This is a genomic window from Streptococcus sp. Z554 (assembly GCF_053010305.1).
In genome coordinates, this window is record NZ_JBRKNV010000006.1 from 58,310 (window position 1) to 79,649 (window position 21,340).

Annotated in this window: 16 protein-coding genes; 13 read left to right on the forward strand and 3 right to left on the reverse strand. The window is 42.1% G+C overall.

Annotated elements, in window-relative coordinates; all coding sequences use genetic code 11:
• Nucleotides 1–41 precede the first annotated feature (41 nt).
• The 3 genes from ACVC7R_RS06480 to ACVC7R_RS06490 are packed head-to-tail and all read right to left on the reverse strand — an operon-like array spanning nucleotide 42 to nucleotide 1,853.
• Nucleotides 42–773: a hypothetical protein gene (locus tag ACVC7R_RS06480; RefSeq protein WP_368910524.1), complete on the reverse strand. Its 732-nt coding sequence runs from the start codon at nucleotides 771–773 to the stop codon at nucleotides 42–44.
• A 15-nt stretch (nucleotides 774–788) separates the two neighbouring features.
• A complete protein-coding gene (locus tag ACVC7R_RS06485; RefSeq protein ID WP_447264006.1) occupies nucleotides 789–1,484 on the reverse strand; it encodes an ABC transporter ATP-binding protein in 696 nt (231 codons plus the stop codon).
• Nucleotides 1,485–1,487: 3 nt separating this feature from the next.
• A complete protein-coding gene (locus ACVC7R_RS06490; protein ID WP_247913217.1) occupies nucleotides 1,488–1,853 on the reverse strand; it encodes a GntR family transcriptional regulator in 366 nt (121 codons plus the stop codon).
• Between the two features lie 142 nt (nucleotides 1,854–1,995).
• On the opposite strand from ACVC7R_RS06490, the gene nrdR reads away from it, so the two are divergent.
• The 13 genes from nrdR to ACVC7R_RS06555 all read left to right on the forward strand — a co-directional run bounded on the left by nrdR (nucleotide 1,996) and on the right by ACVC7R_RS06555 (nucleotide 21,144).
• Entirely contained in the window at nucleotides 1,996–2,469 is a 474-nt protein-coding gene (nrdR, locus tag ACVC7R_RS06495) for a transcriptional regulator NrdR (RefSeq protein ID WP_004250782.1), read from the forward strand.
• Complete coding sequence (locus ACVC7R_RS06500) at nucleotides 2,470–3,639, forward strand: DNA helicase (protein ID WP_447264007.1); 1,170 nt, start codon at nucleotides 2,470–2,472, stop codon at nucleotides 3,637–3,639.
• Nucleotides 3,640–4,536 carry a primosomal protein DnaI gene (gene dnaI / locus ACVC7R_RS06505; RefSeq protein ID WP_447264008.1) on the forward strand — a complete coding sequence of 299 codons (897 nt, stop codon included), beginning with the start codon at nucleotides 3,640–3,642 and terminating at the stop codon, nucleotides 4,534–4,536.
• The gene (locus ACVC7R_RS06510; protein ID WP_447264009.1) at nucleotides 4,533–5,246 is read left to right on the forward strand and encodes an NADPH-dependent oxidoreductase; all 714 of its coding nucleotides are present in this window, start codon (nucleotides 4,533–4,535) and stop codon (nucleotides 5,244–5,246) included. The genes dnaI and ACVC7R_RS06510 overlap by 4 nt, the downstream gene beginning before the upstream one ends.
• 13 nt (nucleotides 5,247–5,259) lie before the next feature.
• Entirely contained in the window at nucleotides 5,260–6,570 is a 1,311-nt protein-coding gene (der, locus tag ACVC7R_RS06515) for a ribosome biogenesis GTPase Der (RefSeq protein ID WP_447264010.1), read from the forward strand.
• 580 nt (nucleotides 6,571–7,150) lie between these two features.
• Entirely contained in the window at nucleotides 7,151–9,664 is a 2,514-nt protein-coding gene (gene secA, locus ACVC7R_RS06520) for a preprotein translocase subunit SecA (protein WP_447264011.1), read from the forward strand.
• An 80-nt stretch (nucleotides 9,665–9,744) separates the two neighbouring features.
• Nucleotides 9,745–10,776 carry a 3-deoxy-7-phosphoheptulonate synthase gene (locus tag ACVC7R_RS06525; RefSeq protein WP_447264046.1) on the forward strand — a complete coding sequence of 344 codons (1,032 nt, stop codon included), beginning with the start codon at nucleotides 9,745–9,747 and terminating at the stop codon, nucleotides 10,774–10,776.
• 1 nt (nucleotide 10,777) lies between these two features.
• Complete coding sequence (locus ACVC7R_RS06530; protein ID WP_447264012.1) at nucleotides 10,778–11,809, forward strand: 3-deoxy-7-phosphoheptulonate synthase; 1,032 nt, start codon at nucleotides 10,778–10,780, stop codon at nucleotides 11,807–11,809.
• A 44-nt stretch (nucleotides 11,810–11,853) separates the two neighbouring features.
• Nucleotides 11,854–12,216 carry a holo-ACP synthase gene (acpS, locus tag ACVC7R_RS06535; protein WP_447264047.1) on the forward strand — a complete coding sequence of 121 codons (363 nt, stop codon included), beginning with the start codon at nucleotides 11,854–11,856 and terminating at the stop codon, nucleotides 12,214–12,216.
• Complete coding sequence (gene alr / locus ACVC7R_RS06540) at nucleotides 12,206–13,309, forward strand: alanine racemase (RefSeq protein ID WP_447264013.1); 1,104 nt, start codon at nucleotides 12,206–12,208, stop codon at nucleotides 13,307–13,309. The genes acpS and alr overlap by 11 nt, the downstream gene beginning before the upstream one ends.
• Complete coding sequence (recG, locus tag ACVC7R_RS06545) at nucleotides 13,260–15,350, forward strand: ATP-dependent DNA helicase RecG (protein ID WP_447264014.1); 2,091 nt, start codon at nucleotides 13,260–13,262, stop codon at nucleotides 15,348–15,350. Before alr ends, recG begins: the two co-directional genes overlap by 50 nt.
• A 311-nt stretch (nucleotides 15,351–15,661) precedes the next feature.
• Nucleotides 15,662–16,645: an acetylxylan esterase gene (locus ACVC7R_RS06550; protein WP_447264015.1), complete on the forward strand. Its 984-nt coding sequence runs from the start codon at nucleotides 15,662–15,664 to the stop codon at nucleotides 16,643–16,645.
• 347 nt (nucleotides 16,646–16,992) lie between these two features.
• Nucleotides 16,993–21,144, forward strand: coding sequence for an SIALI-17 repeat-containing surface protein (locus ACVC7R_RS06555; protein WP_447264016.1), 4,152 nt, complete (start codon nucleotides 16,993–16,995; stop codon nucleotides 21,142–21,144).
• The last annotated feature ends 196 nt before the right edge of the window (nucleotides 21,145–21,340 follow it).

Below are 21,340 nucleotides of genomic sequence, written 5' to 3' on the forward strand. Positions count from 1 at the left end.
AAAAAAGCCCCCCTAGCTTTAGTTGCTAGGGGTTTCATTTATTATTGTAGATTAACTTTGTTCTTCAAGATGTAGTAGGTTCCGAGATAGAAGCCGACGCTAAGGATTAAATCTTTGAAAATTTCAAAGGATAAAACCCAATTGTAGTCGAAATCGATGCGAAGATTGAGGGTGATAAATCCAAGAACAACTTGGATGGCGATGTAGGCGACGACCGCAAGAGCTGTACGGTATTCATTAAAGAGTTGACCGATAGAGATAGACAAGTAGATACAAAGAATACCTGCAAGAGTGTTAAAAATATAGGAAATCAAGGCTAACCAGAAATTATCTGTATAATTTTTTAGCATATACTCGGCAAAACTAGATAGGAAGGCGTCTGGTTGAATCATGGAAATGATAATATAAAGGCTAAAAAGGAAGACCACTGTACTTGCCAAAGACCAAACAAAGGCTCCAAGAAGTTTAGCGGAGAGAATCTGGTGTTCAGATACTGGAAGGGTGAGAGTTAGATAGCCACGACGATCGTAAACACTTCCCTTAAATCGTTGAATAATCAAAATCAAGGTTGAGATACTCAAAGTAATAACCAATCCCCCAAAAACCAGAGATAGAAATACTAACATGACAACGCCCTTATCTTGATAATAGGTGCTTGAGAGGCTACTGCCCTGAATACCGATGATGACAGATAAGGATAGTACAGCTGCATAGAGGGCTAAAAACCATTTGTTGACATTTTTAAATTCATAACGAACTAAATTCCAAAACATAATAATCTCCTTTATCTAGGCTTTGAATTCGTGACGGAAGAGCTGGTCAATTGATTCACCTGACTCGTAACGAATATCATCCACATTTCCTTGACGGACGACTTTTCCGTCCTTGAGGAAAATAATCTCATCCAAGATTGGTTCGATGTCGGAAATCAAGTGAGTTGAAATCAAGACAGTCGAAGTTGGAGAGTAGTTGTTAATGATGGTATTCAAGATATAGTCGCGAGCTGCGGGGTCGACACCACCGATTGGTTCGTCAAGAACATACAAACGAGCGTCACGACTCATGACAAGGATCAACTGAACTTTTTCTTTGTTCCCTTTTGAGAGTTTCTTGAAACGGCTATTCTCATCGATGCCAAGGTCGCGAAGAAGACCTTGAGCGCGTTCTAGATTGAAATCTTTATAGAAGGTCTTGAAAAAGGTAAGAGCTTCCTTGACTTTCATTTGCTCGTTGAGATAGGTTGTATCAGGCAGATAAGAAACAATTGCCTTAGTTGCTGGGCTTGGTTCCATGTCGTTGATCAGAATACGCCCTCCATCAGGTTGTAACAAGCCGTTGATTAGTTTAATCAGGGTTGTCTTTCCGGAACCGTTTGGGCCAAGGAGACCCACAATCTTTCCTGCTGGAATTTCAAGGGAAACATTTTGAAGAGCAGGGCTTGCTCCATAGTATTTTGAAACATTTTCAAACGTTAACAAGGTCATAGTCTAAACTCCTTCGATATAATCTCTCAAAACAGTTGGTAGTTCTTCTTTTTCATAGCCAAATTCTACCATGCCTGTTACAAACTGCTGCAGTTGTTCTTCTGATAGTTGTTTCCGGGATTGGAGGATTAAGTCCAAGTCCTCTGTGACAAAACGTCCTGCAGTACGCTTGGTGTATACGAAGCCTTCTCTTTCTAGGTCTGATAGGGCACGTTGGATGGTATTAGGATTGACACCAGCCTCACTAGCCAACTCTCTGACAGTTGGTAGCTGTTGGTTGGGTTCGAGTTTATGGGAAATAATTTGCAGTTTAATCTTATCCATTATCTGCAAATAAATAGGTTTATTGTTATCAAATATCCAGGACATCACGGTCTCCTTTCTACAATATCTATTGTGTTAATTAAATAATACAACTAAACAAGAAACTTGTCAAGCCAAAAGGAGAATTATTTTGGGAATTGCTCAAAAAAATGGTATAATGAAAAGAAAACGACAAGGAGGGGAAGGCATGCGTTGTCCAAAATGTGGCGCTACTAAATCAAGTGTTATCGATAGCCGTCAGGCTGAAGAAGGAAATACGATTAGAAGAAGACGTGAGTGTGAAGAATGTCAGCATCGTTTTACGACCTATGAACGTGTAGAAGAGAGAACGCTGGTTGTGGTCAAGAAGGATGGCACACGGGAGCAGTTCTCCAGAGATAAAATCTTTAACGGGATTATTCGTTCGGCTCAAAAACGTCCGGTGTCTAGTGATGAGATTGGCATGGTGGTCAATCGTATCGAACAAAAACTCCTCAGTCGTAATGATAATGAAATTCAAAGTGAAGATATTGGTTCTCTGGTCATGGAAGAATTGGCTGAACTAGATGAAATCACTTACGTTCGTTTCGCCAGCGTCTATCGTAGCTTTAAAGACGTGAGCGAGCTCGAAAATCTTCTCAAACAAATTACGCAATCTTCAAAGAAGAAAAAGGAAAAATAAATGAAGCCTAATGATCGTTTTTCTTTTCTTAAGAATAATCGGGTGTCGCAAGATCCCACAACTTTGGTGCAGTGCTACCTCCCGATTATCGGTCAGGATGCGCTCAGTCTTTACCTTTATACCCTAGCCTTTTGGGATAATGGACAAAAGGAACACCTCTTTGCTGCGATTCTCAACCATCTTAATTTTGGGATGGACAGACTCTTAAAAGCTTTTAAAATCTTATCAGCATTCAACTTGCTTACCCTCTATCAAAAGGGTGACGGCTATGAACTTGCTATTCATCCAACGCTTTCTAGTTCAGATTTCTTGCGTCACACAGTTTATCGGACTTTATTGGAGAAAAAAATTGGCGATCCAGCAGTTTCTGATTTGCGTCAAGAGTCTGCAGACGGAGAAGCTTTGACGGTTTCTTTGAGTCAGGTCTTTCCAGAGATAGAGGACATGGTTAGTCAGGATGAGATGCCAGTAAGAGCTAAGTTTACGAATGATTTTGATTTGGATCATTTTCGTCAGCTCATGGCGAGAGATGGTCTCCGTTTCCAAGATGAACAGTCAGATGTTTTAGAGTTATTTAAAATCGCTGACGAGAAAAAATGGACCTGGTTTGAAACTTATCAGTTAGCTAAAGGAACAGCAGTTTCCCAAGTCATTTCTGTCAAGCGCATGCGTGAAAAATTAGCGCAACAGCCCGTCGCATCGGACTTTAGCCCTAAGGAAGCAACCATTATCCGAGAAGCTAAAAGTAAAACTGCCCTGCATTTTTTGGCAGAAATCAAACAGACACGAAATGCTGGAATTATCCAAGCTGAACGTGATTTGCTGAAACAGATGGCAGACCTAGGCTTGCTTGACGAAGTCATCAATGTGGTTATACTTTTGACCTTCAACAAGGTTGATTCGGCCAATCTCAATGAAAAATATGCCATGAAAGTGGCTAATGATTACTCTTATAACAAAGTCAGGTCTGCTGAAGAAGCTGTATTGCGAATCCGAGAGAAGAATCAAAAGGGGCAGGAACAAAAAACGGCGCAGGCAAGCCAGGCAAAAACCAATGTTCCTAAATGGAGTAATCCGGAATATAAGAATGAAACCAGCGAAGAAACTCGTTTGGAGTTAGAACGCAAGAAAAAAGAAATGTTAGCCCGATTAGGGAAAGGAGGAGACTAGATGGAAAGTGTAGGAGATGTGCTTAAAGGTCATCCCAGCCGTTTTCAATACCAAGACTTGGTCCAGCAGATTGTAAAAGATCCGGATGTTGCGGCTTTTATCCAGAAGGAATCTCTCAGTCAAGAGGAATTGAATCGTAGTATCTCTAAGTTTAACCAATACATCACCGAACGTGATAAGTTCCTTCGCGGAGATACAGACTATATTGCGCGTGGTTATAAGCCTATTCTGGTCATGAATCGTGGTTATGCAGATGTATCCTATGAGGAAACTCCGGAACTGATTGCGGCTGAGAAAGAAGCAGCTATCAAGAACCGTCTCAGACTGATCAATCTTCCAGCTAGTCTTAAAAAAGCTAGCCTAGCTCAAGTTGATTTAGATGATGCAGGGCGCTTACCGGTTTTCGAAAAGTTATTCGCCTTTGTTGACCAATATCCGGTCATCCGTAAGGGTCTCTATCTCTATGGAGATTTTGGGGTTGGGAAGAGCTTTATGGTCGCTGCCCTAGCCCATGATTTGTCAGAAAAACGTGGTGTTTCATCAACTCTCCTCCACTATCCGAGCTTTGTTATTGATGTCAAAAATGCTATTGGTGATGGAAATGTTAAGACTTTGGTGGATGAGATTAAGCAAGCTGAAGTTTTGATTTTGGATGATATTGGTGCTGAACAATCAACACCGTGGGTCCGTGATGAAATCTTGCAAGTGATTCTTCAGTATCGTATGCAGGAAGATTTACCGACCTTTTTCACTTCCAACTTCAATTTTGAAGATTTGGAAAAACATTTTGCAAAAGGCAAGAACGGAAATGATGAAACTTGGGAAGCTAGACGTGTCATGGAGCGTATCCGTTATTTAGCAGAGGAAACAAGATTAGAAGGAGAAAATCGTCGATGACAGAAACGATTAAATTAATGCAAAGCCACTCATCAGTGCGCAGATTTAAGGAGCAAGAGATTCCTCAAGAGGACTTGAATGAGATTTTGAAGGCTGCCCAAATGGCTTCAACTTGGAAAAATTTCCAATCTTATTCAGTGATTGTAGTCAGAAGTCAAGAGAAGAAAGATGCTCTGTATGAACTAGTTCCTCAGGAAGCTATTCGTCAATCAGCAGCATTCTTGCTCTTTGTTGGTGATCTAAACCGTGCAGAAAAAGGAGCTCGTCTCCATACAGATACTTTCCAACCACAAGGTGTGGAAGGTCTCTTGATTACATCTGTGGATGCTGCACTTGCTGGGCAAAATAGCTTGCTGGCTGCAGAGAGTCTAGGTTACGGTGGGGTAATTATTGGATTGGTGCGTTACAAATCTGCTGAGTTAGCAGAATTGTTCAACCTTCCTGACTACACCTACCCAGTTTTTGGGATTGCACTGGGTGTACCGAACCAAAAACATGATGTAAAACCAAGATTACCACTCGAAAATGTTGTCTTTGAGGAAGAATACCAAGAACAAACAACTGAGGCTATTGAAGCCTATGATCGTGTGCAGACTGAATATGCAGGAGCTCGTGCGACTACCACTTGGAGTCAACGTCTTGCAGAGCAATTCGGTCAGCCTGAACCAAGCTCAACCAGAGAAAATCTTGAACAAAAGAACTTATTGTAGAAAGTGAGAAAACATGGCCTTACCAACTGTTGCCATCGTAGGACGTCCCAATGTTGGGAAATCAACCCTGTTTAACCGTATTGCAGGGGAACGCATCTCAATCGTAGAAGATGTCGAAGGAGTAACACGAGACCGTATCTATGCTACTGGTGAATGGCTTAACCGTTCTTTCAGTATGATTGATACGGGAGGGATTGACGATGTTGATGCTCCATTTATGGAACAAATCAAGCACCAGGCAGAGATTGCCATGGAAGAAGCGGATGTCATCGTCTTTGTAGTTTCCGGTAAAGAAGGAATCACGGATGCAGACGAGTACGTAGCCCGTAAACTTTATAAAACTCATAAACCAGTCATCCTTGCAGTCAACAAGGTAGACAATCCTGAAATGCGAAATGATATCTATGATTTCTATGCTCTAGGTTTGGGCGAACCTTTACCAATTTCGTCTGTGCACGGGATTGGTACAGGGGATGTGCTAGACGCCATCGTGGAAAAACTCCCGCAGGAAGTCGAAGAAGAAAATCCAGATGTCATTAAGTTTAGCTTGATTGGACGTCCCAATGTCGGAAAATCTAGCTTGATCAATGCCATTTTGGGAGAAGATCGTGTCATTGCCAGTCCTGTAGCTGGTACAACTCGCGATGCCATTGATACCCATTTTACAGATGCTGACGGTCAAGAATTTACCATGATTGATACGGCTGGTATGCGCAAGTCTGGTAAAGTATATGAAAATACAGAGAAATACTCCGTTATGCGTGCCATGCGTGCCATTGACCGTTCAGATGTAGTCTTGATGGTCCTCAACGCTGAAGAAGGCATCCGTGAGTACGACAAGCGTATCGCTGGATTTGCTCACGAAGCCGGTAAAGGGATGATTATCGTGGTCAACAAGTGGGATACTCTTGAAAAAGATAACCACACCATGAAAAACTGGGAAGAGGATATCCGTGAGCAGTTCCAATACCTGCCTTACGCACCGATTATCTTTGTATCAGCTTTGACCAAGCAACGTCTCCACAAACTTCCAGAGATGATTAAACAAATCAGCGAGAGTCAAAATACCCGTATCCCATCAGCAGTCTTGAATGATGTTATTATGGATGCTATCGCCATCAACCCAACACCGACCGACAAAGGAAAACGTCTCAAGATTTTCTATGCGACTCAAGTGGCAACCAAACCACCAACCTTTGTGATCTTTGTCAACGAAGAAGAACTGATGCACTTCTCTTACTTGCGTTTCTTGGAAAATCAAATCCGCAAGGCCTTTGTCTTTGAAGGGACACCGATCCATCTGATCGCAAGAAAACGAAAATAAAAAAGCAGAATCTGGAAAGATATTTCCAGATTTTTTTGCTATAATAAAATAAGAAAAGACTTGGTGAGGTGTGAGATGGAGAAGTTGTTGAAGTTGTTGGTTTTAGCGCCCTACTTTTACTTTTTGCGTTGGATTGAGAAGGTAGATAGAGATAGTAGATACTTCACTTTTTTCTATTATTTTTACTGGATTTACCTTCCTTTGTGGGCTTTGTTTAGTATAGCTTTTACAGGATTTTCAGTTTTACTGTTTAATTATATTTGGTTAAGTCCTAGAGATTTAACAAGGTGGGGCATTTGGTTGCTCTTAATCTTCTTATCCCTTGTAAATGACTGGAAAGTTTTTGACTGTCTAAAAAAGATGAACAAACTGAGATTGGACAAGAAGAAAGCTAGCAACGACTGAGGGAAAATCTCAGTAAAAAACCTTGCTGGAAAGAGAAATTTTAAGGGAACTAATCATCTTGGTTATCCCTTTTTTTGTCCTAAGGGAAAACGGATTCTTTCTTGAAAAAACTTGGCAAATATGTTACAATGAGAAGAACGTTTTAAAATATTAAAAATTCGAAGTAAGGAAAAAAATGGCAAATTTACTAAAAACAATCATCGAAAATGATAAAGGTGAACTTCGTCGTCTTGAAAAGATGGCTGACAAGGTTTTGAAATACGAAGATGAGATGGCTGCAATGACAGATGAGCAGCTCCAAGCGAAAACGGATGAGTTTAAGCAACGTTATCAAAATGGTGAAACGTTAGATCAGCTCTTGTATGAAGCATTTGCAGTTGTTCGCGAAGGTGCTAAGCGTGTCCTTGGTCTCTTCCCATATAAGGTTCAGGTTATGGGTGGTATCGTTCTTCACCACGGTGACGTTCCTGAGATGCGTACTGGTGAGGGTAAAACATTGACAGCGACTATGCCGGTATACCTTAATGCCCTTGCAGGAAAAGGTGTCCACGTAGTTACCGTCAACGAATACCTTACAGAACGTGACGCGACTGAAATGGGTGAGTTGTACTCATGGCTTGGTTTGTCAGTAGGAATTAACTTGGCTGCAAAATCTCCAATGGAGAAAAAAGAAGCTTATCTCTGTGACATTACTTACTCAACGAACTCAGAAATTGGTTTCGACTATCTTCGTGACAACATGGTTGTTCGCGCAGAGAACATGGTTCAACGTCCACTCAACTATGCCTTGGTCGATGAGGTTGACTCTATCTTGATCGACGAAGCTCGTACACCATTGATCGTTTCAGGCGCTAATGCAGTTGAAACAAGCCAACTCTACCATATGGCTGACCACTTTGTGAAGTCTCTGGATAAAGATGATTATATCATTGATATTCAGTCTAAGACAATCGGTTTGTCTGACTCGGGTATCGACAAGGCCGAAAGCTACTTCAAACTAGAAAATCTTTATGACATTGAAAACGTAGCATTGACTCACTTTATCGACAATGCCCTTCGTGCCAACTACATCATGATTCTTGATATTGACTATGTGGTCAGCGAAGAACAAGAAATCTTGATTGTCGACCAATTTACAGGTCGTACCATGGAAGGTCGTCGTTACTCTGATGGCTTGCACCAAGCGATTGAAGCTAAAGAAGGTGTGCCAATCCAAGATGAAACCAAGACATCAGCATCAATTACCTACCAAAACCTTTTCCGTATGTATAAAAAACTGGCAGGTATGACAGGTACTGGTAAAACCGAAGAAGAAGAATTCCGCGAAATCTACAACATTCGTGTTATTCCGATTCCTACTAACCGTCCAATCCAACGTATCGACCATTCAGACCTTCTCTACGCTAGCCTCGATGCAAAATTCAAGGCTGTCGTTGAAGATGTTAAGGCCCGTTACCAAAAAGGCCAGCCAGTCTTGGTAGGTACCGTTGCCGTTGAAACCAGTGATTTCCTTTCTAAGAAATTGGTTGAAGCAGGTGTGCCTCACGAAGTACTGAATGCCAAAAACCACTATAGAGAAGCGCAAATTATCATGAATGCTGGTCAGCGTGGTGCGGTCACGATCGCAACCAACATGGCCGGTCGTGGTACCGATATCAAGCTTGGTGAAGGTGTTCGTGAACTTGGTGGACTTTGCGTCATCGGTACAGAACGTCACGAGAGCCGTCGTATCGATAACCAGCTTCGTGGACGTTCAGGTCGTCAAGGAGACCCAGGTGAATCACAATTCTACTTGTCACTCGAAGATGATTTGATGAAACGTTTCGGTTCAGAACGCTTGAAGGGTGTCTTTGAACGTCTCAACATGTCTGACGAAGCCATTGAATCTCGTATGTTGACACGTCAGGTTGAAGCAGCGCAAAAACGTGTTGAAGGAAACAACTACGATACTCGTAAACAAGTCCTTCAATATGATGATGTTATGCGTGAACAACGTGAGATTATCTACGCACAACGTTATGATGTCATCACTGCTGATCGAGACCTTGCTCCAGAAATTCACGCCATGATTAAACGTACAATCAACCGTATTGTCGACAATCATGCTCGTTCTAAACAAGATGAAAAACTCGAAGCAATTTTGAACTTTGCCAAGTACAACTTGCTTCCAGAAAATTCAATTTCCCTTTCAGACCTAGAAGGTTTGTCAGACCAAGCTATCAAAGATGAGTTATACCAACGTGCATTGAAGGTCTACGATAGCCAAGTTGCTAAACTTCGTGATGAAGAAGCCGTTAAAGAATTCCAAAAAGTCTTGATTCTACGTGTTGTTGATAATAAATGGACAGACCATATCGATGCCCTTGACCAGTTGAGAAATGCTGTTGGACTTCGTGGTTATGCTCAAAACAACCCTGTTGTAGAATATCAAGCGGAAGGCTTCCGTATGTTTAACGATATGATTGGTTCGATTGAGTTTGATGTGACTCGCTTGATGATGAAAGCACAAATTCATGAGCAAGAGCGACCACAAGCTGAACATCATATCAGTACGACAGCAACCCGAAATATTGCTGCGCAACAAAGAAATCTTCCAGCTGATTTGGACCTCAGTCAAGTGAAACGTAATGACTTGTGCCCATGTGGTTCTGGTAAGAAATTTAAAAACTGTCACGGTAAACGACGTTAAGAATGACTAATTTTCAGGCGGATGCCTAGTGAAAAGTGAATTTTCGCTTGGCATCCGTTTGCTTTATAAGGAGATGAATGATGGTATTTACAGCAAAAAGTCCGAAAATTGATATTGAAGAGGTTCGTAGTTTGTCTAAATTAGAAGGACAAGTACTTGCTAACAAACTCCAACGTGACCAAGAGCTTGAAGCGATTATTCGAGGAGATGATCAACGTATTTTATTGGTGATTGGCCCTTGCTCGTCTGACAATGAAGAGGCAGTTCTTGAGTATGCGAAGCGATTGTCAAAACTTCAAGAAGAAGTAAAAGACCGTATCTTTATGGTGATGCGTGTCTATACAGCTAAACCACGTACCAATGGTGATGGCTATAAGGGCTTGATTCACCAGCCAAATGCCAAAGAGGCACCAAGCCTTATCAATGGAATTAAAGCTGTCCGCCATTTGCACTACCGCGTTATTTCTGAAACAGGAATGACCACGGCAGATGAAATGTTGTATCCAGAGAACCTTCCCTTGGTAGATGATTTGATTTCTTATATGGCGGTTGGAGCTCGTTCGGTTGAAGACCAACAGCACCGTTTTGTAGCCAGCGGAGCAGATTTTGCGACTGGTTTTAAAAATCCAACCTCTGGAAATCTCAATGTCATGTTCAACGGTATTTATGCAGCTCAAAACAAGCAGAGTTTTCTTTTCCTAGGGAAAGAAGTCGAGACTACTGGAAATCCTCTATCGCACGCTATTCTCCGTGGAGCTCTGAACGAGTACGGGAAGAACATTCCTAACTACTACTACGATAATTTGATGGATACTATTGCTCAGTATGAAAAGATGGGACTTGAGAATCCATTTATTATCATTGATACCAACCATGATAATTCAGGGAAACAGTATATGGAGCAGATTCGTATCGTTCGCCAGACCTTGATTAACCGCGACTGGAATGAAAAGATTAAAAAATATGTTCGTGGATTCATGATTGAGTCTTATCTAGAAGATGGTCGTCAAAACGAACCTGAGGTCTTTGGTAAATCGATCACGGATCCATGTCTAGGATGGGAAAACACGGAAGCTCTTGTTCGTGAAATCTACCAAAGACTAGGAGAATAAGATGGCATTTATTGAGAAAGGCCAAGAAATCAATATTGAAGCGATTAAGGCGGCAACACAATTATCTGCAGAAACCTTGCGACATAAGGAAAGTCGTGACCAAGAACTAGCAGATATCCTTTCAGGAAAGGATGACCGTGTTCTTTTGGTCATTGGCCCTTGTTCGTCTGACAATGAAGAAGCAGTTCTGGAGTATGCTCGCCGTTTGGCAGACTTGCAGAAAAAAGTTGCGGACAAGATTTTCATGGTCATGCGTGTATATACTGCAAAGCCACGTACCAATGGAGATGGCTATAAGGGGTTGGTTCATCAGCCAGATACTTCTAAAGCTCCAAGTTTGATTAATGGTTTGCAGGCTGTTCGTCAGCTTCATTATCGAGTGATTACAGAAACTGGATTGACCACAGCGGATGAAATGCTTTATCCATCCAATCTCGTCTTAGTTGACGATTTAGTCAGCTATCATGCTGTGGGTGCGCGTTCAGTCGAAGACCAAGAACACCGTTTTGTAGCTTCAGGGATTGATGCACCTGTGGGGATGAAAAACCCCACCTCTGGAAATCTATCTGTGATGTTTAATGCTATCTATGCTGCACAAAACAAACAAACCTTTCTTTTCCATGGTCAAGAAGTTGAAACGTCTGGAAATCCCCTGGCCCACGTCATCCTTCGTGGAGCTATGAATGAATACGGGAAGAATGAACCAAACTTCTACTATGAAACTCTCTTAAATGCTATCGGTCACTACGAGTCTATGGGCCTTGAAAATCCTTTTATCATGATTGATACTAACCATGATAATTCAGGGAAACAATATATGGAGCAAGTTCGAATTGTTCGTCAAACCTTGCTCAACCGTGACTGGAATGAAAAGATTAAGAAGACAGTTCGAGGTTTCATGATTGAATCCTACTTAGCGGATGGTCGCCAAAACCAACCAGAAGTCTTTGGTCGTTCCATTACAGACCCATGTCTAGGCTGGGAAAATACAGTAGCCTTGGTAGAAGAAATTTATTCTACCTTAACAAAATAAGTGAAAAGGATGGAGTTGGGGGTTCTCAACTCCTTTTGATGAAAATGATAGTTGGACACGGAATCGATATCGAAGAATTAGCTTCCATACAAAATGCAGTTGAAAAAAGAGAAGGTTTTGCGCAGCGTGTCTTGACAGACAAGGAAATGGAGCGCTTTGCTAGTCTCAAAGGTCGTAGACAGATCGAGTATTTGGCTGGTCGTTGGTCAGCTAAAGAGGCTTTTTCAAAGGCTATGGGAACGGGTATTGGCAAGCTGGGCTTTCAGGACTTGGAAGTTTTGAACAATGAGAGAGGGGCTCCCTACTTCAGCAAATCCCCATTTTCAGGAAATGTTTGGTTATCGATTAGCCATACAGAACAGTTTGTGACAGCTAGTGTTATTTTGGAGGAAAATCATGAAAACTAGTCCACATAGACCAACCAAGGCCCTTATTAATCTAGAAGCAATCCGCTACAATATCCAACAGATGGGAGCACACATTCCTAAAGGCACCCTCAAATGGGCGGTTGTGAAAGCCAATGCCTATGGACATGGGGCTGTAGCTGTTGCGACTGCTATCCAGGATGATGTAGATGGTTTTTGCGTTTCTAATATCGATGAAGCCATTGAACTTCGTCAGGCAGGGATTTCTAAGAAAATCCTCATTTTAGGAATATCCGAGGTGGAATCAATTCCGCTAGCGCAAGAATTTGATATTACCTTGACCGTAGCAGGATTGGAATGGCTTGAAAATGTTCTTGCTACTGAGTCAGACTTATCAGGCTTAACCGTTCACCTGAAGATAGACTCAGGTATGGGACGCATTGGCTTTAGAAGTGCTAGTGAGGCTGAAGAAGCCCAAACTATACTCAAGAAACATGGTGCCTCTGTTGAAGGGATTTTTACTCACTTTGCGACTGCAGATGAGAAGTCAGAGATCTACTTTGAACAACAATTGCAGCGTTTCAAAGACATTCTAGCAGAATTTAAAGATTTGCCAGAACTGGTTCATGCAAGTAACTCCGCTACAACCCTTTGGCATGCGGAAACGATTTTTAATGCTGTTCGCATGGGGGATTCCATGTATGGTCTCAATCCAAGTGGACAAGTTTTGGAATTGCCTTATGAATTAAAACCAGCCTTATCTTTGGAGTCAGCCATCGTTCATATCAAAACAGTAGAGACTGGAGCTTGTATGGGCTACGGAGCGACCTATCAGGCAGACAGTGAGCAAGTCATTGCTACTTTGCCGATTGGTTATGCAGATGGTTGGACACGAGACATGCAGCATTTCTCAGTTCTGGTGGATGGCCAATTGTGTCCTATTGTAGGGCGTGTATCCATGGACCAAATCACCATTCGCTTACCTAAGCTTTATCCATTGGGTACCAAGGTAACTTTAATTGGCTCAGACGGAGATAAAGAAATTACTGCAACAGATGTAGCAGTTTACCGAGGAACCATCAATTATGAGGTGGTTTGTCTCCTCAGTGATCGCATTCCGAGAGAATATTATTAAAAAAACAAATGGAGAGGAGAGGAGCATGAATTTACATCAACCCTTGCATGTCTTACCTGGTGTGGGACCAAAGTCAGCAGAGAAGTACGCCAAACTAGGAATTGAAAACTTGCAAGATCTCTTGCTCTACTTTCCTTTCCGTTATGAAGATTTTAAGACCAAGCAAGTACTCGAGCTAGAAGACGGTGAAAAGGCGGTCCTGTCTGGTCAGGTGGTGACACCAGCTAGTGTTCAGTATTATGGTTTTAAGCGGAATCGCCTGCGCTTTAGCCTCAAACAGGGAGAGGTTGTTTTTGCGGTTAACTTTTTTAATCAACCCTACCTAGCAGACAAGATTGAACTAGGTGCGACTCTAGCCGTCTTTGGTAAGTGGGATCGTGCCAAGGCTAGTCTTACAGGCATGAAGGTTTTAGCCCAAGTCGAGGATGACCTCCAACCTGTCTATCGCCTAGCGCAAGGCGTCAGTCAAGCAGGACTTGTTAAGGTCATCAAGACAGCCTTTGATCAAGGACTGGACCTCTTGATAGAAGAAAACATCCCCCAGTCCTTGCTAGATAAATACAAACTCATGCCTCGTAGTCAGGCTGTTCGTGCCATGCATTTTCCTAAGGATTTGGCAGAATATAAACAGGCTCTCCGTCGAATCAAATTTGAGGAACTCTTTTATTTCCAAATGCAATTACAGACCCTCAAGTCTGAAAATAAGGTTCATGGAAGTGGTCTGGTCTTGAACTGGTCTCAGAAAACATTAACTGCAGTTAAAGAGAAATTGCCTTTTGCCTTGACCCAAGCTCAAGAAAAGAGTCTGCAAGAAATCCTAACAGATATGAAGTCGGACCATCACATGAATCGACTCTTACAAGGGGATGTTGGTAGCGGGAAAACAGTTGTTGCAGGTCTAGCCATGTATGCTACTGTAACGGCTGGTTACCAGGCTGCCCTCATGGTTCCAACAGAGATTCTTGCAGAGCAGCATTTTGAAAGTCTAGAGAGTCTCTTTCCTGATTTGAAATTAGCTCTGCTGACAGGGTCACTGAAAGCTGCAGAAAAACGCAAGGTCTTGGAAACCATTGCCAAGGGGGAAGCAGATGTGATTGTCGGAACCCATGCTCTTATACAGGATGGAGTAGACTATGCTCGACTCGGCTTGATTATCATTGATGAGCAACACCGCTTTGGTGTGGGACAAAGGCGTATTTTACGTGAAAAAGGGGAAAATCCAGATGTCCTCATGATGACGGCAACTCCCATACCACGGACCTTAGCCATCACTGCCTTTGGGGATATGGATGTTTCTATTATTGATCAGATGCCTGCTGGACGCAAACCAATCGTAACTCGTTGGACCAAGCATGAGCAGTTGCCACAGGTCTTGACTTGGTTGGAGGGAGAGATTCAAAATGGTTCTCAAGCCTATGTTATTTCTCCTTTGATTGAAGAATCTGAAGCTTTGGACCTTAAAAATGCGATTGCTCTGTCAGAGGAGTTGACAAGTCATTTTTCTGGGAAAGCAAAAGTTGCTCTCTTACATGGTAAGATGAAGAGTGATGAAAAAGACAAGATTATGCAGGATTTCAAAGAGAGAAAAACTGACATTTTGGTGTCTACAACGGTGATCGAGGTTGGGGTCAATGTTCCCAATGCGACCGTCATAATTATCATGGATGCTGATCGTTTTGGACTGAGTCAACTTCACCAGCTTAGAGGTCGTGTCGGTCGAGGAGATAAGCAGTCCTATGCAGTTCTAGTGGCTAATCCCAAGACTGACTCTGGAAAGGACCGTATGCGCATCATGACGGAGACGACCAATGGTTTTATCCTTGCAGAGGAAGATTTGAAAATGCGAGGTTCTGGTGAAATTTTTGGAACTAAACAGTCAGGTCTGCCAGAGTTTCATGTAGCTGATATTATTGAGGACTTCCCAATACTTGAGGAAGCTCGTAAGGTAGCCAGCTATATCAGCTCTCTACCTAACTGGCGAGAGGATCCAGAGTGGCACATGATTGCCTTACATCTGGAGAAGAAAGAGTATTTGGATTAAGCTTTTTCTAAGAAAATCTTAAGTTTGCTTTCAGATTGACTATCTATACTAGAGTCATCAAAAAGAAACGAGGACTCTCCCATGACTATTCAAGTAACGTATCAAAAGACATTCCAAAAGGTAACTCAACCTTCTCCTAAATATTAAGAAAAAGAGCGAAATCGCTCTTTTTTATCTGTTTAAAACTACTTTCAAGAGGATTCTTGCGGGAGCTAGACCTTAAAAACACTTTCCATTTACCGTTCTTTCTTGCATTGCTTCCCTATATGTGCTACAGTTGTGATAACGGTTGCAAAACAAAGGAGAGTTTTATGAGAAATCCAGCATTAATAGAAGAAATGAAAACATACAGAGGAAGGGATGAAATTCCTCAAGATTTTGATGCTTTTTGGGATGGTGAGATTGAGAAGGTTTCGGTCTTGCCAGACTACCAACTAGAGGAAGGAGACTTTCATATCCCAAATGTGAAATGCTATGAGCTTACCTTTAAAGGTACACGTGACGGACTTGTTTATGCGCGTGTAGTCTTACCAAAATCAGAAAAGAAAGTACCGGTCATTTTCCACTTCCATGGTTATATGGGACGTTGCTGGGATTGGACAGATATGCTAGCCTTTACGGTCGCTGGTTATGGTGTCGTTTCTATGGATGTCAGAGGGCAATCTGGATATTCACAAGATGGTTTGCGTTCTCCGTTGGGAAATACAGTTAAGGGACAAATCATCCGTGGTGCTGTTGAAGGGAAAGAGCAACTCTTCTATAAGGATGTTTATCTAGATATTTATCAATTGATTGAGATTGTAGCTAGTCTCCCACAAGTGGATGAAGAGCAACTGGCTAGTTATGGAGCTTCACAAGGAGGAGCCTTGGCTTTAGTGGCTGCAGGCCTCAATCCACGGATTAAGCGAACAGTTGCTATCTACCCATTCTTGTCAGATTTTAGACGCGTGCTAGAGATTGGAAATACGAGTGAAGCCTATGATGAACTCTTCCGTTACTTTAAGTTTCATGATCCATTCCATGAGACAGAAGAGCAAATCATGGAAACACTTGGCTATATTGATGTGAAAAATCTTGCCCCTCGAATAAAAGGTGAGGTGAGAATGATTACAGGGCTTGATGACGATGTCTGCTATCCGATCACTCAATTCGCCATCTACAATCGTTTGACTTGTGAGAAGAGTTATCGTCTCATGCCTGAATATGCACATGAAGCTATGAATGTCCATGTTAACGACCAGGTCTACAATTGGTTGTGTGGGAGCGAAATTCCCTTTACCTATGTTGGTCACTAAAAATATGTAAAAAGAACCCTGCCAAAAACAGGGCTTTCTTTGTCGAAGGATACAGAAAGTAGTTTCAAAAAACTTGAAACATAAAAATATATCTGAAAGTAAATTCTATTATAGATTATGAAGGCTATTATTTGTAATATTTATTATATAATAAATGTAACATCAAGTCGAAAGGAGTAAAATGGTTGCTTACTGGAAGGAAGTAAATAAGGGCAACCACATTTCAGATGAAAAAGAATGGGGAAACCCATCAACAATATAGTTTCTTTACACGATATATGCCCTGGAGGCAAAAATTTTTAAGTAAAAAAGAAAGCGCTTTATTTTTGTAAAAAGAAAGGAAAAATATGACACAGAGAGATTTTGAACGGAAACAACGTTTTGGAATTAGAAAGTTTACAGTAGGAGCTGCATCAGTAGTCATTGGAGCAGTTGTTTTTGGTGCTTCACCAGTTTTAGCTCAAGAAGCTCCAGCAACTAGTGGTGAAACAGCTGGACAAGCTTTGCCAGAATTGCCAAAAGAAGTAGAAACAGGAAATCTAGCTAACTTAGATAAGGAACTTGCTGATAAGTTGGCAACAGCGACAGATAAAGGAACAGAAGTTAACCGTGAGGAGTTGCAAGCAAATCCGGGCTCTGAAAAACCAACAGAAACTGAAACTCCAGCAGAGACTCCAGCTGCAGAAACTGGAAATGCAGAAGAAACTGAGAACCAAGTAGCACTTGCTAGGGATTATTACTCAAGAGAATTGGAAAATGTCAACACTGTCGTAGAAAAAAATGACGTTACTATCAATGCAGAAAATAATCAGCGAGATGATCTTACAAGTGATTTGGGTAAATTAAAGAAACTTCAAGATGCAACAGTGCATATGGAGTTCAAACCAGACGCATCTGCACCACGTTTTTACAATCTTTTCTCTGTGTCAAGTGATACCAAGGAAAATGAGTACTTCACCATGTCAGTCTTTGATAACACAGCCCTTATCGAAGGACGTGATGCAAATGGTACACAATTCTATGATAAATACACGGATGCGCCATTAAAGGTTCGCCCTGGTCAGTGGAATTCAGTTACCTTTACTGTGGAAAAACCAACAACTGAAGTCCCTACTGGAAGAGTTCGTTTATATGTAAATGGTGTCTTATCCAGAACAAGTCTAAAATCTGGGAAATTCATCAAAGATATGCCAGATGTGAATCACGTTCAAATCGGAGCGACCAAACGAGGAAACAAGACAGTTTGGGGCTCAAATCTACAAGTTCGTAATTTAACAGTTTACGACCGTGCCTTAACACAAGATGAAGTTCAAACACGAAGTCAATTATTTGAAAGAGGAGACTTGGGGCAAGAACTTCCAGAAGGGGCTGAAATTTCTAAAAAAACAGATGTCTTTACAGCGGGTAAAAATGGGCAGTCAAATCCAGATGGTATTAATAGCTATCGTATTCCAGCCCTCCTTAAGACTGACAAGGGAACTTTGATTGCTGGTGCTGACGAACGCCGCTTACACCACTATGACTGGGGTGATATCGGTATGGTCGTCAAACGAAGTGAAGACAAGGGCCAAACGTGGAGCGATCGCATCACTCTTACGAATCTACGTGACAATCCAAAAGCCAAGGATCCAAACATCGGTTCACCAGTAAATATCGACATGGTTTTAGTCCAAGATTCGGAAACCAAACGAATCTTCTCAGTCTACGATATGTTCCCAGAAGGTAAAGGAATCTTCGGAATGTCTTCTGAAAGAGAAGTTGCCTATAAGGAAATTGATGGAAAAACCTATCAAATTCTATATCGTGAAGGAGAAAATGGAGCCTATACGATTCGTGAAAATGGGCTTGTCTACACACCAGATGGTCAGGCAACGGATTACCGTGTTGTTGTAAATCCTGTTAAGCCTGGATATAGCGATAAAGGTGACCTTTATCAAGGTGAGCAGCTACTAGGAAATATCTACTTTACAAGCAATAAAACTTCTCCATTTAGAATTGCTAAAGACAGCTACCTATGGATGTCTTATAGTGATGATGATGGGAAGACTTGGTCTGCGCCACAAGATATTACTCCAATGGTCAAAGCTGATTGGATGAAATTCTTAGGTGTGGGACCTGGAGTGGGCATTACCCTTCAGAATGGACCTCATAAAGGTCGGATTGTTGTCCCTGTCTATACGACAAACAGAACCCACCACCTCAACGGTTCTCAATCATCTCGCATTATCTATTCAGATGACCATGGTAAGACTTGGCATATGGGTGGCGGTGTCAATGACAACCGTACACTTCATGATGGCACAGTAGTTGATTCAAGTAACATGAACAATTACTACGCTCAAAATACAGAAGCTTCTGTTGTTCAATTGAATAATGGTCAGTTAAAACTCTTTATGCGTGGTTTGACTGGTGATTTGCAAGTTGCGACAAGTAATGATGGTGGTATTACATGGGACAACTATGTAGCACGCTATGATGTACCCGATGTTTATGTTCAAATGGCGGCGACTCATACGGTTCAAGATGGTAAGGAGTATATCCTTCTAGCAAATGCTAATGGACCAGGTCGTAAGAATGGTTACATTCGCGTAGCACGTGTAGAAGAAGATGGCGAGTTGACCTGGCTTCACCACCATCTGATTCAAGAAGGGGAGTACGCTTATAACTCACTTCAACAAATCGGTCCAAAAGAATTTGGTCTCTTATATGAGCACCACGAAGTGGGTGGCAATCCATATACTTTATCATTTAAGAAATTCAACTGGGATTATCTAACTAAAGAGAGACTTGCTCCTAAAGAAGTGAAAGTTACACAGGCTATGGAAAAATGGCCAGGCATTATTGCTATGGAGTTTGATTCAGAAGTCTTGGTAAACCAAGCTCCAACTCTCAAACTAGCTAATGGTAAGACTGCAACCTTCATGACTCAGTATGATACGAAGACTCTCCTATTTACAATAGCTCCTGAAGATATCGGTCAAAAAGTTAAAGCTATTGAAGCGGGTGCAATTGAAAGTATGCATAACTTACCAGTATCTGTGGTAGGTACTAAACTTACGAATGGAGTTAATGGTGACGAACCGGCTATAACAGAGCTTCCTGAGTACACTGAACCTATTGGAACAGTAGGCGACGAAGCAGCACCAACAGTAGAAGTTCCAGAATTCGAAGGTGGTGTCAATGGCGAGGAAGCGGCTGTAGCAGAGCTTCCTGAATACACTGCTCCTAGTGGAACAGTAGGCGACGAAGCAGCACCAACAGTAGAAGTTCCAGAATTCACAGGTGATGTCAATGGTGACGAAGCAACTGAGGCTGAGCTTCCTGAACACTCTGCTCCTAGTGCAACAGTAGGTGACGAAGCAGCGCCAACAGTAGAAGTTCCAGAATTCACAGGTGGTGTCAATGGTGACGAAGCAGCAGTAACAGAGCTTCCTGAGTACACTGAACCTATTGCAACAGTAGGCGACGAAGCAGCACCAACAGTAGAAGTTCCAGAATTCACAGGTGATGTCAATGGTAACGAAGCAACTGAGGCTGAGCTTCCTGAACACTCTGCTCCTAGTGCAACAGTAGGTGAGGAAGCAGCGCCAACAGTAGAAGTTCCAGAATTCACAGGTGGTGCCAATGGCGAGGAAGCGGCTGTAGCAGAGCTTCCTGAGTACACTGAACCTATTGCAACAGTAGGCGACGAAGCAACACCAACAGTAGAAGTTCCAGAATTTGAAGGTGGTGTCAATGGCGAGGAAGCGGCTGTAGCAGAGCTTCCTGAGTACACTGAACCTATTGGAACAGTAGGTGAGGAAGCAGCGCCAACAGTAGAAGTTCCAGAATTCGAAGGTGGTGTCAATGGCGACGAAGCGGCTGTAGCAGAACTTCCTGAATACACTGCTCCAAGTGCAACAGTAGGCGACGAAGCAGCGCCAACAGTAGAAGTTCCAGAATTCACAGGTGGTGTCAATGGCGAGGAAGCGGCTGTAGCAGAGCTTCCTGAATACTCTGCTCCTAGTGCAACAGTAGGTGACGAAGCAGCGCCAACAGTAGAAGTTCCAGAATTCACAGGTGGCGTCAATGGTGAGGAAGCAGCAGTTCATGAACTCCCAGAATTCACAGGCGGCGTCAACGCAGTTCAAGCGCTCAAGCATGAACTTCCAGAATATACAGGCGGAGCAAATGCAGTCGAAGCAGCAGTTCATGAAGTCCCAGAATTCACAGGTGGAGCAAATGCAGTTCAAGCCCTTAAGCATGAACTTCCAGAATTCACAGGCGGAGTAAATGCAGTCGAAGCAGCCAAAAACGAACTTCCGGAATATAAGGTTGAAGAAAAACCGCTTGTCACTTTAATAGCACAGCAAGACAAGACATATCAAGCTCCAGCAGCTCAACCACAACAAGCAACTCTCCCTGCAACAGGAAGTGAGGTTTCAACTCCTCTAGTATCTGTAGGAATGGTTGGAATGCTTCTCGGTTTGTTTGGAATGGCTAAGAAAAAAGAAGATTAATGGCAACATTGAATCTAAAAAGTCTCTATAAAAAGAATTAGACTTATACTTAGAGGGTCTGTAGCACTCAGTTGCTACAGGCTCTTTATTTATAAAAAACGAAGATTAGGGTGGGGATGCAAGGAAATTCAAAGGAGAATAATTTCTCTGAAACTACTTTCAGGAGATTCTGTTTCATAAAATTGTTTTGAAACTT

Excerpts from the sequence above, each read along its gene's own strand:
- recG (WP_447264014.1), top strand. The coding sequence starts at position 13,260 with ATGAGGTGGTTTGTCTCCTCAGTGATCGCATTCCGAGAGAATATTATT.
- ACVC7R_RS06555 (WP_447264016.1), top strand. The coding sequence starts at position 16,993 with ATGACACAGAGAGATTTTGAACGGAAACAACGTTTTGGAATTAGAAAG.
- secA (WP_447264011.1), top strand. The coding sequence starts at position 7,151 with ATGGCAAATTTACTAAAAACAATCATCGAAAATGATAAAGGTGAACTT.
- nrdR (WP_004250782.1), top strand. The coding sequence starts at position 1,996 with ATGCGTTGTCCAAAATGTGGCGCTACTAAATCAAGTGTTATCGATAGC.
- der (WP_447264010.1), top strand. The coding sequence starts at position 5,260 with ATGGCCTTACCAACTGTTGCCATCGTAGGACGTCCCAATGTTGGGAAA.
- ACVC7R_RS06500 (WP_447264007.1), top strand. The coding sequence starts at position 2,470 with ATGAAGCCTAATGATCGTTTTTCTTTTCTTAAGAATAATCGGGTGTCG.
- ACVC7R_RS06485 (WP_447264006.1), bottom strand. The coding sequence starts at position 1,484 with ATGACCTTGTTAACGTTTGAAAATGTTTCAAAATACTATGGAGCAAGC.
- acpS (WP_447264047.1), top strand. The coding sequence starts at position 11,854 with ATGATAGTTGGACACGGAATCGATATCGAAGAATTAGCTTCCATACAA.
- dnaI (WP_447264008.1), top strand. The coding sequence starts at position 3,640 with ATGGAAAGTGTAGGAGATGTGCTTAAAGGTCATCCCAGCCGTTTTCAA.
- ACVC7R_RS06525 (WP_447264046.1), top strand. The coding sequence starts at position 9,745 with ATGGTATTTACAGCAAAAAGTCCGAAAATTGATATTGAAGAGGTTCGT.
- ACVC7R_RS06550 (WP_447264015.1), top strand. The coding sequence starts at position 15,662 with ATGAGAAATCCAGCATTAATAGAAGAAATGAAAACATACAGAGGAAGG.
- ACVC7R_RS06480 (WP_368910524.1), bottom strand. The coding sequence starts at position 773 with ATGTTTTGGAATTTAGTTCGTTATGAATTTAAAAATGTCAACAAATGG.
- ACVC7R_RS06490 (WP_247913217.1), bottom strand. The coding sequence starts at position 1,853 with ATGTCCTGGATATTTGATAACAATAAACCTATTTATTTGCAGATAATG.
- alr (WP_447264013.1), top strand. The coding sequence starts at position 12,206 with ATGAAAACTAGTCCACATAGACCAACCAAGGCCCTTATTAATCTAGAA.
- ACVC7R_RS06530 (WP_447264012.1), top strand. The coding sequence starts at position 10,778 with ATGGCATTTATTGAGAAAGGCCAAGAAATCAATATTGAAGCGATTAAG.
- ACVC7R_RS06510 (WP_447264009.1), top strand. The coding sequence starts at position 4,533 with ATGACAGAAACGATTAAATTAATGCAAAGCCACTCATCAGTGCGCAGA.